Source organism: Rhodanobacter thiooxydans LCS2 (assembly GCF_000264375.1).
GTDB classification, from domain to species: Bacteria; Pseudomonadota; Gammaproteobacteria; order Xanthomonadales; family Rhodanobacteraceae; genus Rhodanobacter; species Rhodanobacter thiooxydans.
Map to the genome: position 1 here is coordinate 1 of NZ_AJXW01000107.1, position 14,336 is coordinate 14,336.

Consider the following 14,336-nt stretch of genomic DNA (forward strand, 5'->3'; position numbering starts at 1 on the left):
CTGTTCCACGGCAAGGCGTGAAATCCTCGTAGGGCGGGCAATGCCCGCCGGTTCTTGCTTTCCGGCAACATGAAAAGCGGCGGACAATGTCCGCCCTACGAAGCGGGCACCCGTAAAAGTGATCAGAACGACCAGCTGAAATTCGCCGTAGTCATCTGCGCCTGCTGACGCTGGCCCATGTAGCGGTCGTAGCCGAGCTGCAAGCTGGCATGCGGGTTCATCTGCCAGTCCAGCGTGGCGCCGAGCACGCCGCCGTAGCGTGACAGGCCGATGCCACCGAGCGGGGAGTACTGGTCGATGCCGCTGAAGCTGGCATCGAACACCTCGCCGCGCAGCCCGAACGATTGCTGCCACAACATCCGCCCCTGCAGGCTGAGGCTGCCACCGCGTGCCAGCATCCACTCCCTGGTGGCGCGCAAGCCCGCGCCCGCCTGCCAGCGTGCGGTGTTCTGCCCGCCGGCTTTCAGGCCGAAGCCGTAGCCGCCCTGCTCGCTGAAGCCGTCGCGACTGATCCGTGCGTACTGCAGGCTCAGGTACGGGGTGATCCGCGCACGGCCCAGGGCGAAGCGATAACCGCTCTCGCCATAGGCCACACCGTAACGGCCCCGGCCATCGCTGCTCACACCGGCGAACTGATCGCCAAGCTGAAGCTGCCGACGCGTGTTCTCGCGGTAACTGCCCATGCCGAAGCGGCCCATCGTGTACCACGAACCACGGATCGTGCCGCCATACACCATGGCCTCCAGCGCATGGCTGCGACCCTGGTCGGCGCCTTCGGCGAGCCGACCCAGGCCCTGGCTCTGGCTCAAGGCATAGCCGACGAAACCATTGCCGCCGACGCGACGATCCGCGCCGATCAGGGTGCCACCGAGGTCATAGCCGACGTTGCCATAACCGTTGCGCGACATGTCGCCGTGATAGCCGAGATTCTGCACCCAGCTGCCAGCGGTCGACGCATCCAGCAGGCTGTCGAAACGATCGGACAAGGCGCGTGTGCCGGCGTCGATCGCTTCGAACGTCATCGCTGCGCTGGCCGCGTACAACTGGCCGGAGAGACTGTCCAGCGACTTCTGCATGACCTCGGTGGAAACGGCGCGTTGCAGGCTTGCGGCGCCGGCGACAAAGCCCGCACCGGCTGGCGTGCCGCCGGCGGCGCCCTGCAACTGGCCGTTGATCAGTTCGAATGCCTGCTGCGTGCGTTGTGCGGCGCTGAAGCTGGCGGCGGTGTATGGCAGACCCTGGATCTGGCTCAGGTTCACCTGCTGCACGTCGAGCCAGGCGCTGCTGGCGTCGTAACCCAGCGTCGCGGTCAGCGCCACGCTGGGCGCCGTGCTCAGGGCCGAAAAAGTGCCCGTCAAGCCGCCATAAGCGGACAGCACCGTCGTGTGCGAGTTGACGGTGTAGTTGGCATTGGCGCCGTACACATAGAGGTCGCCGCCGGACAAGGTGGCCGTACCGTTCACGGACAGCTGCGAGCCCAGCGATACCGCCAGCCGACCGTTGCCTTGCTGCAGGTAGTTGCCGCTTACATTGACGTTGCCCTGGCTGACCACCAGCGTGCCCGCGTTGGTCACGTTGTTGAATACCTGGAAACCGACGGGATTCTGCGGCGTATCGGCGGACATCAGCGTGCCCTGCGCGCCAATCTCGACAGGGCTTCGCAACGTGAACACGGCAAGCGCACCGCCCTGCACCTGGGTGAGCCCGGTATAGGTGTCGCCAGCGTAGAGATTGAGTCTGCCCGACCCCTGCTTGATCAACCCGCCGGCACCGGAGATCGGGTTGCCCCAGGTCGAGGTGCCGCTGAAGTTCGCCGTGACATCGCCCCAGTCGAACCTGGCTGGCCCGTTGACCGCCTTGAACGCATCCAGCATGCCGTAGCCGAAGGTGGTGTCGGGGCCGGGCGCGCCGAGATCGCGCGCGGTGCCGAGCAGGGTCTGCCGCACCAGGTCGTTGCTGAAGTACGGGAAGGCCTGCCATACCAGCGCGGCCACGCCGGAAACCTCCGGCGCCGCAAACGAGGTGCCGCTGACCACCCAGTAGGTCGGGCTGGTACCGGCGACGGCGGCTTTGTCGCTGACGATCACGTCGCCCGGTGCGGCGAGGCAATAGTTCATCGCCCTGCCGCAGGCGTTCGAGTAACTCGCCAGCTGGGTCGGATGATTGCTGTCGACCGCCACCGCGACCAGCCAGCCCGGCGCCAGTTGCGGCGCCAGGCTGGGCAGGCTGGCGATGTCGCTGGGGTTGCTGCGCGATTCGTTGCCGGCCGCGAACACCACCAGTCCGCCGTGCTGCAGCACGAACGGTTCATAGGCCTGGGCGAAGGCCTGGTTGATCGAGGCGTTGGTGGTGTCCCAGTAGATGCCACCCCAGGAGTTGTTCATCACCTGCACGCCGGCATTGATCAGGGCCGGGTTCAGGGTCTGCGCGAAGAAGGCCGCATCGGCGGCGGTGACCGCGTTGCCCTGGCCGGAGCCATCGTCCTTCGGCGTGACATCGCTGATGATGCGTGCCGAAACCAAGCTGGCACCGGGTGCGATGCCGCCGGGAAACTTGTCGAACGCCCGGCCGGCGGCAATCTGCGAGACCCAGGTGCCATGGCCGACCACGTCATCGATCGCGGTGTTGTTGGTGGCCGGATCGACGTAGATCAGTTCCTGCCTGACCCGCCCGATCAGCGCCGGGTGGTTGCGCATGATGCCGCTGTCGACCACGCCGATAGTCACGCCGGCACCGGTGTAGCCCAGGCTGTGCGCAGCATCGGCGTTGGTGAGCGTCAGCTGGGCGTCCAGCGGCGGCTGGTTGGTCGAGGTGCTCGGCGGTGGTGGCGGCGAACTCGGTATCGACGGCGGTGGTGGCGACGGCTTGACGTTGCCGCCTCCGCCGCAGGCACTCAGTCCCAGCGCCATGGCCACCAGCCAGGCCATTTCGCGGCGACGCCAACCCGAGTCGAGCATTTTCATTCCTCCCCTGACCACACCTTCCGATCCCGCGCAGCGACGGCGTGATGGATACGTCGCCGCTTGCCCCACGCGCATCTTGGCACAACGAAAATCCAATGAAACCGATGCAAATCCAGGCGCCGCAAGGACTTGCGGTTGTTTGCCGAGTTTTGCAGCAGGCTGCGATAATTAGCCAGTTGTCTGTCAGGCGTTCGCGCCCCTCAAGTCTTGCAAGCGGAGTTCTCCATGTCGGATGTCAACGTCGTCATCGTCGGTGCCAAGCGCACCGCCATCGGCTCCTTCCTCGGCCAGTTCACCGGCGTGCCCACCCCGAGGCTCGGTGCCACCGCGATTCGCGCGGCGCTGGAGCAATCGGGCGTGGCTCCCGCCGACGTCAGCGAGGTGATCATGGGCTGCGTGTTGCCCGCCAACCTGGGCCAGGCGCCGGCGCGCCAGGCCTCGCTCGGCGCCGGCCTGCCGACCAGCACCGGCTGCACCACGATCAACAAGGTATGCGGCTCGGGCATGAAGGCGATCATGCTGGGCCATGATCTGATCAGGGCCGGCTCGGCGGCCGTCGTGGTCGCCGGCGGCATGGAGTCGATGACCAACGCCCCGCACATGGTGCAGGCACGCACCGGTATCCGCTACGGCGACGGCCAGCTGGTCGACCACATGGCCTGGGACGGCCTGACCAACCCGTACGACGGCAAGGCGATGGGCGTGTTCGGCGAACTGTGCGCCGACAAGTACCACTTCACCCGCGAGCAGCAGGATGCGTTCGCCATCGAGTCGGTCAACCGGGCCAAGGCGGCGCAGCAGAATGGCGGCTTCGCCGGCGAAATCGTGCCGGTGACGGTGAGCGGCCGCAAGGGCGACGTGGTGGTCGATACCGACGAGCAGCCCGGCCGTTCCGACGTGGCCAAGATTCCCTCGCTGAAGCCCGCCTTCCGCAAGGAGAACGGCACGATCACCGCCGCCAGCTCGTCCAGCATCTCCGACGGCGCCGCCGCCGTGGTGCTGCTGTCGGCCGACGATGCGAACAAGCGCGGCCTGAAACCGCTGGCGCGCATCGTGGCGCACGCCACCCACTCGCAGGAACCGGAGTGGTTCACCACCGCGCCGGTCAGTGCGATCCAGAAGGTAATGGACAAGGCCGGCTGGAAGGTTGGCGATGTCGACCTGTTCGAGATCAACGAGGCGTTCGCCGTGGTCGCGATGGCCCCGATGAAGGAACTCGGCATCCCGCACGAAAAGCTCAACGTCAACGGCGGCGCCTGCGCGCTGGGCCATCCGATTGGTGCCAGCGGCGCGCGCCTGGTGGTTACCCTGCTGAACGCGCTGAAGACGCGTGGCCTCAAGCGCGGCGTCGCCTCATTGTGCATCGGCGGCGGCGAGGCGACGGCGATCGCGGTGGAATGCATTGGCTGATACGCACCGCGTCGCCATGACCGACTCATGATATGCAGATGACGGCCGGATAAATCGGTTTTTAATACGTACTGAAGCTCCACACATAAAGATGTGGCGCAGTCACCGCGAAAGCGCTATTAATACACGGCCAAACGGCATTCCACGGCAAAGGAGATCCACCATGAAGTTTACGCGTACCCTACTCGCCGCCGCGCTCGTCGCGCTGTTGGCGGCATGCAGCAACGGCGCGCAGGATTCCGCGCAAGACGCCCAGAAGTCGGCTGACACCGCCCAGCAAGCTGCCGATACCGCGCAGCAGGCTGCCGCGGCCGCCCCGACCCCGGCGACCGAGCAGGCTGCAGACCAGGCCAAGACCGCCGCCGAGGCAGCGGGCCAGGCCGCCGACCAGGCTGCCCAGGCGGCCACGGCTGCTTCCGCCGCTCCGGCTGCGACTTCCACCAGCGCTGCCAGCCAGGCCAAGGACGCCGCAACCAACGCCGCCGACGCCGCCAACAAGGCTGCCGACGCTGCCAAGGACGCTGCCAGCAACGCCAAGGACGCTGCCAAGGACGCCACCAAGGGTCACTGACCTTTGCCTGGTTGCCCGAAAAAACGGCCGCCTTGCGCGGCCGTTTTTTTTGCCGACTACCTGTCGCTGCAGCCGCCCATTTTGGCTGCCGGCCGGCGACCGTTATCATCCGTGGTTTGGCCTTGATGGCAGCCCAATCGTGAGTCCGCATCCATGAGCGTCATTGCTTCGCAGGTTGATCCGCGTTCTGCCGAGTTCCAGGCCAGCAGCAGCCAGCTGCGTGCCGTGGTGGAGGACCTGCAGCGCGAGCTGGCACGCAGCGCGGAAGGCGGCGGCACGAAGGCTCGCCAGAAGCACGTCGCCCGCGGCAAGCTGCTGCCGCGCGAGCGTATCCGTGCGCTGCTCGACCCGGGCTCGCCATTCCTTGAGCTCTCGCCGCTGGCCGCGCACGGCATGTACGACGACGCCGCGCCGGCCGCCGGGCTGATCACCGGCATCGGCCGGGTCAACGGCATCGAGGTGGTGGTGGTCGCCAACGACGCCACGGTCAAGGGCGGCACCTATTTTCCGGTCACCGTGAAAAAGCATCTGCGCGCGCAGGAAGTGGCGCTGGAAAACAACCTGCCCTGCGTCTACCTGGTCGACTCCGGCGGCGCGTTCCTGCCGCTGCAGGACGAGGTGTTCCCGGACAAGGAACATTTCGGGCGGATCTTCTACAACCAGGCTCGGATGTCCGCGCTCAACATCCCCCAGATCGCCGTGGTGATGGGCAGCTGCACCGCCGGCGGCGCCTACGTGCCGGCGATGAGCGACGAAACGATCATCGTGCGCGAGCAGGGCACCATCTTCCTCGGCGGGCCGCCACTGGTGAAGGCCGCCACCGGCGAGGTGGTGGACGCCGAGACGCTTGGCGGTGCAGACGTCCATACGTCTGTCTCCGGCGTGGCCGACCACTACGCCGAGAACGACGCGCACGCGCTGTCGATCGCACGCGACATCGTCGGTCACCTGAACCGCAGGAAGGGCATGCCGCTGGCGCTGCGCGCACCGGTCGAGCCGAAATATCCGGCCGAGGAACTTTACGGCGTGATCCCGCAGGACACCCGCCGCCCGTTCGACATCCGCGAGGTGATCGCGCGCGTCGTCGATGGCTCCGAGTTCCACGAGTTCAAGGCGCGCTACGGCAAGACCCTGGTGTGCGGCTTCGCGCACATCCACGGCTACCCGGTGGGCATCGTCGCCAACAACGGCATCCTGTTCGCCGAAAGCGCACTGAAGGGCGCGCACTTCATCGAGCTATGCAACCAGCGCAACGTGCCACTGGTGTTCCTGCAGAACATCACCGGCTTCATGGTCGGCAGAAAGTACGAACAGGCGGGCATCGCCAAGGACGGCGCCAAGATGGTCACCGCGGTGGCCTGCTCGCATGTGCCGAAGTTCACTGTGGTGATCGGCGGCAGCTTCGGCGCCGGCAACTATGCCATGTGCGGCCGCGCCTACGGCGCCCGTTTCCTGTGGATGTGGCCGAACGCGCGCATCTCGGTGATGGGCGGCGAGCAGGCCGCCAGCGTGCTGGCCACGGTGAAGCGCGACGGCATCGAGGCTGCCGGCAAATCCTGGAGCGCGGAGGACGAGGAAGCTTTCAAGGCGCCGATCCGCGAGCAGTACGAGCGCCAGGGCCATCCCTACTACGCCAGCGCGCGGCTATGGGACGACGGCATCATTGACCCGATCGACACCCGCCGTGTGCTCGGCCTGGCGATCTCCGCCTCGCTCAACGCGCCGATCGAACCGCAGCGCTACGGCGTGTTCCGCATGTAAGCGTTCGTTCCGTACGCAACGATTCCGCGGGCATACCGAGCGATGATTCGCGGTGGCCGCGCCGGCAGATACACGGCGCGGAATGAGCCTCGCGCGGCCGTCTCGTCAGGCGACCGGGTGCGTGACCACCCTACCATCCACGGTCGGGGTTGAAGGTTGGCGCCTGGCGAATCGCGCGCCCATCCACAGCAGGAACAGGGTCAGGCCGTAGAAGACCAGCTGCATGCCGGCCGGCTGCGCGTCGTAACCGATCAGGATGTGGGCGGTCTGGCCCGGTACCGAGCCATTGCCCAGCAGCCACGAGCTGTCCCACAGCTGATTGCCCCAGGCCGGCAACAGGTCGGCCTGGATCAGGTAGCGTGCGGCCGTCGAGGCCAGCCCCGCCGCCAGCAACACCAGCATGCCGTTGGTGACGCCGAAGAAATGCCGCATCGGGATGCGCAGCAGGCCCGCGTACAGCGCGAACCCCAGCGCCGCACCAGCCGCCGTGCCGATCGCCAGGCCGGTCCACAAGTGACCGGCGCCGCCGGCGCGCATGCCGTACAGGAACAACACCACCTCGGAGCCCTCGCGCAGCACCGCCAGCGCCACCACGGCCAGCAGCAGCCCCAGCGAACTGGCGCCGCTGTGCACCGCACTGCCCAGCTCGCGCATCTGCCGGCTCAGTTCGCGGCCATGGCTGGACATCCACAGCACGTGCCAGCCGATCATCAACACCGCGGCCAGCAGCACGATGGCATTGAACAGTTCCTGCCCGGCACCGCTGAATGCCGAGGCCAGCAGGTCGGCCGACAGCGCCACCAGTACGGCACCGAACACCCCCAGCGCGATCCCGCCGCCGATGAACCAGCCGCGCCGCATCACGCCACGGGTGGCAGCCGCCACCACGCTGACGATCAGCGCCGCCTCCAGCACTTCGCGAAACACCAGCAAGGCTACGGCTCCCATGGCGCTACTCCACCACCAACGTGCCCTGCGCGGTGGGCTGGTGGAAGTCGCCATAGAAGCGATAGTGCCCGCGCTTGAGCGGGCCGATGAACAAGCTGGTGCGGCTGTTCGGCATCACGATCTTCTCCGCGGGAAAGTCGTCGCTTTCGAACTCCTCCGGCGAGGCGTCCTGGTTGACCAGATCCAGCTTGACCCGAGTATCCGCCGGAATGCGCAGCTCGCTCGGCTGGTAGCGGTGGTCCTTCAGGGTCAGCGTGTAGCTGGGAACATCCGCCGCGCTGGCCAGCAGCGGCAGCGACATGGCGAACACGAACGGCAACAGGCGTTGCATGCAAAGCTCCCGTATCCAGGATGACTGATTGATAGTCATTATCATTCAGTGACGCATGGTACTCCATCGCCCGGCATGACGCCAAGTGGGCGGTCAACCAAGCCCCGCCATGGCGAGACAGGCAAAAACCGCTCCGACTGGATCTGGCGGCATGGCGGCGTGCCGCCGGCGGCGGCGGACTCAGCCTTCCGGCGCCTCGCCGCGCAGGCGCACGTCGTTCGGCAGCATGTCGGTGCGTTCCACGCTGGCTTCGCGCTGCGACTCGAAGAAGCGCTGTACCTGCTGGCACACCGCCATGGTGCCCTCGCGCGCGATCGCCGAAACCAGGAACCACGGCTGGGTCCAGCCCAGCTCGGCGACGATCTTCTCCGCCACGGTCTGGCGCTCATCCGCCGGCAGCACGTCGGCCTTGTTCAGCACCAGCCAGCGCGGGCGCTCCAGCAGTTCCGGATTGAACTTCTGCAGCTCCTGCTCGATCGCGCGCACCTGTCCGGCCACGTCGGAACCGTCGATCGGCGCGATGTCGACGATGTGCAGCAGCAGACTGGTGCGCGCCACGTGGCGCAGGAACTGGATGCCCAGCCCGGCGCCTTCGGCGGCACCCTCGATCAGGCCGGGGATGTCGGCGATCACGAAGCTCTGGTCGGTGCCCAGGCTGACCACGCCCAGGTTCGGATGCAGCGTGGTGAACGGGTAGTCCGCCACCCGCGGCGTCGCCGCCGATACCGCGCGGATGAAGGTGGACTTGCCGGCGTTGGGAAAGCCGAGCAGGCCAACGTCGGCCAGCAGGCGCAACTCCAGCTTCAGCTCGCGCACGTCGCCCGGCGTGCCCGGTGTGGCCTTGCGCGGCGCCCGGTTCACCGAGCTCTTGAAGTGGATGTTGCCCAAGCCGCCCTTGCCGCCCTGCGCCACCAGCATGCGCTGGCCGTGGGCGGTGAGGTCGCCGATCACCTCGTCGGTGTCGACGTTGGTGACCATCGTCCCCACCGGCACGCGGATCGTGGTGTCTTCGCCGCCCTTGCCGTACATCTGGCTGCCCATGCCGTTCTCGCCGCGGTGTGCCTTGAAGCTGCGCTGGTGGCGAAAGTCGATCAGGGTGTTCAGGCCTTCATCGGCGACCAGCCACACCGAGCCGCCGCTGCCGCCGTCGCCGCCGTCGGGGCCGCCGAAGGGAATGAACTTCTCGCGGCGGAAGCTGATGCAGCCATTGCCGCCGTCACCGGCCTGGACTCGGATTTGCGCTTCGTCGACGAATTTCATTGGAGAGCCGGGATTTGGGATTCGAGATACGGGATTCGGAAGAGCGGCTTGTCGCCGGTATGGTACGAGAAGCGGGGTGTTTCGGCTTTTACGAATCCCGAATCCCCAATCCCGAATCCCGGGCAAAAAACAAAAGCCCCGCCGAAGCGGGGCCTTCGCTGCCGCATCGCGGAAGGCTTATGCCTGCACGACGCTGACGAAACGGCGGTTCTTGGCGCCGCTGACCTTGAATTCGACCTTGCCGTCGACCAGCGCGAACAGCGTGTGGTCACGGCCGAGGCCCACGCCGGTACCCGGGTGGAACTGGGTGCCGCGCTGGCGCACGATGATGTTGCCGGCCTCAATGGCCTGGCCACCGTAGATCTTCACGCCGAGGTACTTCGGGTTCGAATCGCGACCATTGCGGGTGGAACCACCTGCCTTCTTGTGTGCCATGACTTTCTACTCCGGCTGAATCAGGCGTTGATGCCCGTGATCTCGATTTCGGTGAAATGCTGACGATGGCCCTGCTGACGCTTGTAGTGCTTGCGGCGGCGGAACTTGATGATGCGGATCTTGTCGGCGCGGCCGTGCTTGCGCACGGTGGCGCTGACGGTGGCGCCCGCAACGACCGGCACACCGACGGTGACCGACTCGCCGGAACCGACCAGCAGTACCTGGTCGAAGCTCACGGTGGCACCTTCATCGGCGGTCAACAGCTCCACGCGCAGCACGTCGCCCTGCTGCACACGGTACTGCTTGCCACCGGTCTTGATGACTGCATAACTCATGGAAATGCCCTTCTGTCGTTATTCTCTTGGGTGTTTCGCCCCGAACTGGCCGGAACGAACGCGGAAGTATAACGAGGCCACGGGCTGCTGGTCAATTCCTGACCAGTCGGCTAGGGCCGGGCCGGCGCCGCGGACTTTGCCGGAGCCGGAGCCGGAGCCGGCGCCGCCGCAGGCCTGGACTTGGGCTTGGCTGCCGGCTTGTGATGGTGCACGGGCTTGTGCCGGACGTGCTTCTTCACCGACCGGGTCGCCGGCTTGGTCTCGCTCTCGGCAGCCTCCGGCGCGGCCGGACAGCGCCCCAGCGCGTCGAGGCTGCCCTTCTTCTGCAACTCCTGCAGCATCGTGCGGGTGCGCTCCTGCCCCCATTGCTGGCCCACCTGGGTCGCCTCGGCCATGGCCGCCGGCATTTCGGTCAGCACCTTCTGGCCCAGCGGCGAGCGGTAGAACTTGAGCAATCCTTCGATTTCCTCGCCGCTGAAATGGCGCTGGAACACCGGGACCATGCGCTGCGCCACGGCGGTGGCGCCGTCGCCGTCGACGAACCCCTGCCAGTACTCCGTGGGCACGCAGGGAAGTTCCTGCCGCATCTGCGCGGCCATCTGCGTGTTCATCTGGCCGAGGGTCTGCTCCACCCGCATCACCTTGAACAGATCGCGCACCTGCTGCTCGCTGGGCGCCACCGCGGCGGCGGCCCCGCAGAAGACGAGCAGCCACGACAGGACGCCGAGCCGGATCCGGCTGTGCATGGGCGATGATCTCCGACGAAGCGACCACGCGGCCGCGAAACCGTGCATTAGGCCATACGTCGCGCCCGATCGGAACTTTCCGGCTGAAGCGGCAATAACTGACCTGCCCAGGTTGGTATAGTGCGCGTTCCCCCCCATATCCGGCGTCCATGGACACCATTCGCATCCGCGGCGCACGCACGCACAACCTCAAGAACATCGACCTCGACCTACCCCGCGACCAGTTGATCGTCATCACCGGCCTGTCCGGTTCCGGCAAATCCTCGCTGGCCTTCGACACCATCTACGCCGAGGGCCAGCGCCGCTACGTGGAATCACTGTCGTCCTACGCACGGCAGTTCCTGTCGATGATGGAGAAGCCCGACGTCGACCACATCGAAGGCCTGTCGCCGGCGATCTCGATCGAGCAGAAATCCACCTCGCACAACCCGCGCTCCACCGTCGGCACCATCACCGAGGTGTACGACTACCTGCGCCTGCTGTACGCCCGCGTCGGCACGCCGCGCTGCCCCGACCACGGCACGCCGCTGGAGGCGCAGACGGTGAGTCAGATGGTCGACGCCACCCTGGCACTGGATCCGGAGCAGCGCTACATGCTGCTGGCGCCAGTGATCCGCGAGCGCAAGGGCGAGCACGTGCAGGTGTTCGAGCAGCTGCGTGCGCAGGGCTTCGTGCGCACCCGCGTCGACGGCGCGGTGTACGACCTGGATGCGGTACCGCCGCTGGGGCTGCGCATCAAGCACACGATCGAGGTGGTGGTGGATCGCTTCCGCCCGCGCGAGGACATCAAGCAGCGCCTGGCCGAATCGTTCGAGACCGCGCTGCGCCTGGGCGACGGACTGGTGATCCTGGCCAACATGGACGTGCCAGGCGCGCCCGAACAGATGCTGTCCTCGCGCTACTCCTGCCCGGTCTGCGACTACTCGCTGCCGGAGCTGGAGCCGCGGCTGTTCTCGTTCAATTCGCCGATCGGCGCCTGCCCGGCCTGCGACGGCCTGGGCGTGACCCAAGTGTTCGATGCGACGCGCGTGGTCGGCCATGCGGAGCTGTCGCTGGCCAGCGGCGCGGTGCGCGGCTGGGACCGGCGCAACGCGCACTACTTCCAGCTGATCCTGTCGCTGGCCGCGCACTACGGCTTCGACGTGGACACGCCCTGGAACAAGCTCCCTGCAGACGTCCAGAAGGCCATCCTGTACGGCAGCGGCAAGGACCGGATCGCGTTCCGCTACATCACCGAGCGCGGCGGCAAGGTCACCCGCGAGCATGCGTTCGAGGGCATCCTGCCGAACCTGGAGCGGCGCTACAAGGAAACCGAGTCCGCCGCCGTGCGTGAGGAACTGGCCAAGTACATCAGCGACCAGCCCTGTCCCGAGTGTGCCGGCCAGCGACTGAACCGCTCGGCCCGCAACGTGTTCGTCGCCGACCACGCGCTGCCCGCGCTCACCCACCGCTCGATCGACGACGCACTGGCGTTCTTCGAGGAACTGAAGCTCACCGGCTGGCGCGGCGAGATCGCGGTGAAGATCGTCAAGGAGATCCGCGAGCGGCTGACCTTCCTCAACGACGTCGGCCTGAACTACCTCACCCTGGATCGCCAGGCCGACTCGCTCTCCGGCGGGGAGGCGCAGCGCATCCGGCTTGCCTCGCAGATCGGCGCCGGCCTGGTCGGTGTGATGTACGTGCTGGACGAGCCGTCGATCGGTCTGCACCAGCGCGACAACGAGCGCCTGCTCGGCACACTGACCCGCCTGCGCGACCTCGGCAACACGGTGATCGTGGTCGAGCACGACGAGGACGCGATCCGCATGGCCGACCACGTGCTCGACATCGGCCCCGGCGCCGGCGTGCACGGCGGCGAGGTCGTGGCGCAGGGCACGGTGCAGGACATGCTCGACTCGCCGCGCTCGGTTACCGGCCAGTTCCTCTCCGGCGTGCGCGCGATCGAGGTGCCGAAGGAACGTCGCCAGCCGATCGACGACGACTCGTGGCTGCGGCTGAAAGGCGCCAGCGGCAACAACCTGAAGAACGTCGACCTGGCGATTCCCGCCGGACTGTTCACCTGCGTCACCGGCGTCTCCGGCTCGGGCAAGTCGACCCTGGTCAACGACACCCTGTTCCGCCTCGCCGCGGTCGAGCTGAACGGTGCCAGCGCGCAACCGGCGCCGTTCAAGTCGGTCACCGGGCTGGAGCTGTTCGACAAGGTGGTCGACATCGACCAGTCGCCGATCGGCCGCACGCCGCGTTCCAACCCCGCGACCTATACCGGGCTGTTCACCCCGCTGCGCGAGATGTTCGCGCAGGTGCCCGAAGCGCGTTCGCGCGGCTACACGCCGGGCCGCTTCAGCTTCAACGTGCGCGGCGGCCGCTGCGAGGCGTGCGAGGGCGACGGCATGCTCAAGGTGGAGATGCACTTCCTGCCCGACGTCTACGTGCCCTGCGACGTCTGCCACGGCAAGCGCTACAACCGCGAGACGCTGGAGGTCCTGTACAAGGGCCACACCATTGCCGACGTGCTCGACATGACGGTGGAGGACGCGCTGAAGCTGTTCGAGAACGTGCCGACCATCGCGCGCAAGCTCGACACGCTGCGCGCCGTGGGCCTCGACTACATCAAGCTCGGCCAGAGCGCGACCACGCTGTCCGGCGGCGAGGCGCAGCGCGTGAAGCTGTCGAAGGAGCTGTCCAAGCGCGACACCGGCAACACGCTGTACATCCTCGACGAGCCCACCACCGGACTGCACTTCCACGACATCGAGCAGTTGCTCGACGTGCTGCACCAGCTGGTCGACCAGGGCAACACGGTGGTGGTGATCGAGCACAACCTGGACGTGATCAAGACCGCCGACTGGGTCGTCGACCTCGGCCCCGAGGGCGGTGCCGGCGGTGGCCGCATCCTGGTCGCCGGTACGCCGGAGACCGTGGCCGCCACTGCCGAATCGCACACCGGCCATTTCCTCGCGCCGCACCTGAGGCCAGCCAAGCCGAAGAAGCCGGGCGCCGTCACGCGGATCAAGGCAGCCACCAAGCACATTGCCTCAGCCGACAAGTACAAGCCGATGCGCGGCAGGAAGAAATCGTCATGAGCCCCACCAGGACCGCCACCACCGCCGGCGCGGGCGCGGGCGAACCGAATGCCGAGGCCAGCCAGCCGTTGTACGTAGCCTCGCTCGGCGTGCGCTGGCGCGACCTCGACGCGTTCAACCACGTCAACAACTCCAGCTACCTCACCTACCTGGAAGAGGCGCGGCTGCAGTGGCTGAGCCACGTGCCCGGGCCATGGTTCGACGAGCACGCGATGCCGGTGATGGCCGCCAGCCAGGTCAACTACCGCCGCCCGATCGCCTGGCCCGCGCAATTGCAGGTGCAGCTGTTCTGCGAGCGCATGGGCAACAGCTCGATGACGATCGCGCACCGGGTGATCGATGCCGAACGCCCCGACCAGCTGTACTGCGACGGCCACGTGGTGATGGTGTGGATGGACCCGGCCAGCGGCAAGCCGGTGCCCTTGCCCGAGGCGATCCGCAGCGCCGCCACCTAGCCGACCCATGCGCACCACAACCGCGAATTCGTGAAGAC

12 protein-coding genes are annotated in these 14,336 nt (G+C 67.0%); 5 read left to right on the top strand and 7 right to left on the bottom strand.

Annotation, left to right across the window (positions count from 1 at the left end; translation table 11 throughout):
• Positions 1-122: 122 nt before the first annotated feature.
• Entirely contained in the window at positions 123-2,963 is a 2,841-nt protein-coding gene (locus UUA_RS17235; protein ID WP_039954415.1) for an autotransporter serine protease, read from the bottom strand.
• A 225-nt stretch (positions 2,964-3,188) separates the two neighbouring features.
• Here UUA_RS17235 and UUA_RS17240 point away from each other — a divergent pair, with 225 nt between their 5' ends.
• The 3 genes from UUA_RS17240 (at position 3,189) to UUA_RS17250 (ending at position 6,705) form a co-directional block, all read left to right on the top strand.
• The gene (locus tag UUA_RS17240; RefSeq protein WP_008439244.1) at positions 3,189-4,373 is read left to right on the top strand and encodes an acetyl-CoA C-acyltransferase; all 1,185 of its coding nucleotides are present in this window, start codon (positions 3,189-3,191) and stop codon (positions 4,371-4,373) included.
• Positions 4,374-4,536: 163 nt separating this feature from the next.
• Positions 4,537-4,944, top strand: a complete 408-nt coding sequence (locus UUA_RS17245) for a hypothetical protein (protein ID WP_008439245.1) — start codon at positions 4,537-4,539, stop codon at positions 4,942-4,944.
• A 153-nt stretch (positions 4,945-5,097) separates the two neighbouring features.
• Positions 5,098-6,705, top strand: coding sequence for a carboxyl transferase domain-containing protein (locus UUA_RS17250; protein ID WP_008439246.1), 1,608 nt, complete (start codon positions 5,098-5,100; stop codon positions 6,703-6,705).
• Positions 6,706-6,810: 105 nt separating this feature from the next.
• Here UUA_RS17250 and UUA_RS17255 read toward each other — a convergent pair whose 3' ends face one another.
• The 6 genes from UUA_RS17255 to UUA_RS17280 all read right to left on the bottom strand — a co-directional run bounded on the left by UUA_RS17255 (position 6,811) and on the right by UUA_RS17280 (position 10,760).
• The gene (locus UUA_RS17255) at positions 6,811-7,653 is read right to left on the bottom strand and encodes an FTR1 family iron permease (RefSeq protein WP_008439248.1); all 843 of its coding nucleotides are present in this window, start codon (positions 7,651-7,653) and stop codon (positions 6,811-6,813) included.
• Positions 7,654-7,657: 4 nt separating this feature from the next.
• Entirely contained in the window at positions 7,658-7,984 is a 327-nt protein-coding gene (locus UUA_RS17260) for a cupredoxin domain-containing protein (protein WP_008439250.1), read from the bottom strand.
• A gap of 180 nt (positions 7,985-8,164) precedes the next feature.
• Positions 8,165-9,244: an Obg family GTPase CgtA gene (cgtA, locus tag UUA_RS17265; protein WP_008439251.1), complete on the bottom strand. Its 1,080-nt coding sequence runs from the start codon at positions 9,242-9,244 to the stop codon at positions 8,165-8,167.
• Positions 9,245-9,421: 177 nt separating this feature from the next.
• Complete coding sequence (gene rpmA, locus UUA_RS17270) at positions 9,422-9,679, bottom strand: 50S ribosomal protein L27 (protein ID WP_008439252.1); 258 nt, start codon at positions 9,677-9,679, stop codon at positions 9,422-9,424.
• 20 nt (positions 9,680-9,699) lie between these two features.
• On the bottom strand, positions 9,700-10,014 hold the full coding sequence (gene rplU, locus UUA_RS17275; RefSeq protein ID WP_008439253.1) for a 50S ribosomal protein L21: 315 nt from the start codon (positions 10,012-10,014) through the stop codon (positions 9,700-9,702).
• 110 nt (positions 10,015-10,124) lie between these two features.
• Positions 10,125-10,760, bottom strand: a complete 636-nt coding sequence (locus UUA_RS17280; protein WP_008439259.1) for a DUF2059 domain-containing protein — start codon at positions 10,758-10,760, stop codon at positions 10,125-10,127.
• Between the two features lie 149 nt (positions 10,761-10,909).
• On the opposite strand from UUA_RS17280, the gene uvrA reads away from it, so the two are divergent.
• Positions 10,910-13,843, top strand: coding sequence for an excinuclease ABC subunit UvrA (gene uvrA / locus UUA_RS17285; protein WP_008439260.1), 2,934 nt, complete (start codon positions 10,910-10,912; stop codon positions 13,841-13,843).
• Positions 13,840-14,298: an acyl-CoA thioesterase gene (locus tag UUA_RS17290; RefSeq protein ID WP_008439261.1), complete on the top strand. Its 459-nt coding sequence runs from the start codon at positions 13,840-13,842 to the stop codon at positions 14,296-14,298. Before uvrA ends, UUA_RS17290 begins: the two co-directional genes overlap by 4 nt.
• Positions 14,299-14,336: the final 38 nt, after the last annotated feature.

Excerpts from the sequence above, each read along its gene's own strand:
- UUA_RS17250 (WP_008439246.1), top strand. The coding sequence starts at position 5,098 with ATGAGCGTCATTGCTTCGCAGGTTGATCCGCGTTCTGCCGAGTTCCAG.
- UUA_RS17255 (WP_008439248.1), bottom strand. The coding sequence starts at position 7,653 with ATGGGAGCCGTAGCCTTGCTGGTGTTTCGCGAAGTGCTGGAGGCGGCG.
- UUA_RS17280 (WP_008439259.1), bottom strand. The coding sequence starts at position 10,760 with ATGCACAGCCGGATCCGGCTCGGCGTCCTGTCGTGGCTGCTCGTCTTC.
- UUA_RS17235 (WP_039954415.1), bottom strand. The coding sequence starts at position 2,963 with ATGAAAATGCTCGACTCGGGTTGGCGTCGCCGCGAAATGGCCTGGCTG.
- rpmA (WP_008439252.1), bottom strand. The coding sequence starts at position 9,679 with ATGGCACACAAGAAGGCAGGTGGTTCCACCCGCAATGGTCGCGATTCG.
- rplU (WP_008439253.1), bottom strand. The coding sequence starts at position 10,014 with ATGAGTTATGCAGTCATCAAGACCGGTGGCAAGCAGTACCGTGTGCAG.
- UUA_RS17240 (WP_008439244.1), top strand. The coding sequence starts at position 3,189 with ATGTCGGATGTCAACGTCGTCATCGTCGGTGCCAAGCGCACCGCCATC.
- UUA_RS17245 (WP_008439245.1), top strand. The coding sequence starts at position 4,537 with ATGAAGTTTACGCGTACCCTACTCGCCGCCGCGCTCGTCGCGCTGTTG.
- cgtA (WP_008439251.1), bottom strand. The coding sequence starts at position 9,244 with ATGAAATTCGTCGACGAAGCGCAAATCCGAGTCCAGGCCGGTGACGGC.
- uvrA (WP_008439260.1), top strand. The coding sequence starts at position 10,910 with ATGGACACCATTCGCATCCGCGGCGCACGCACGCACAACCTCAAGAAC.
- UUA_RS17290 (WP_008439261.1), top strand. The coding sequence starts at position 13,840 with ATGAGCCCCACCAGGACCGCCACCACCGCCGGCGCGGGCGCGGGCGAA.
- UUA_RS17260 (WP_008439250.1), bottom strand. The coding sequence starts at position 7,984 with ATGCAACGCCTGTTGCCGTTCGTGTTCGCCATGTCGCTGCCGCTGCTG.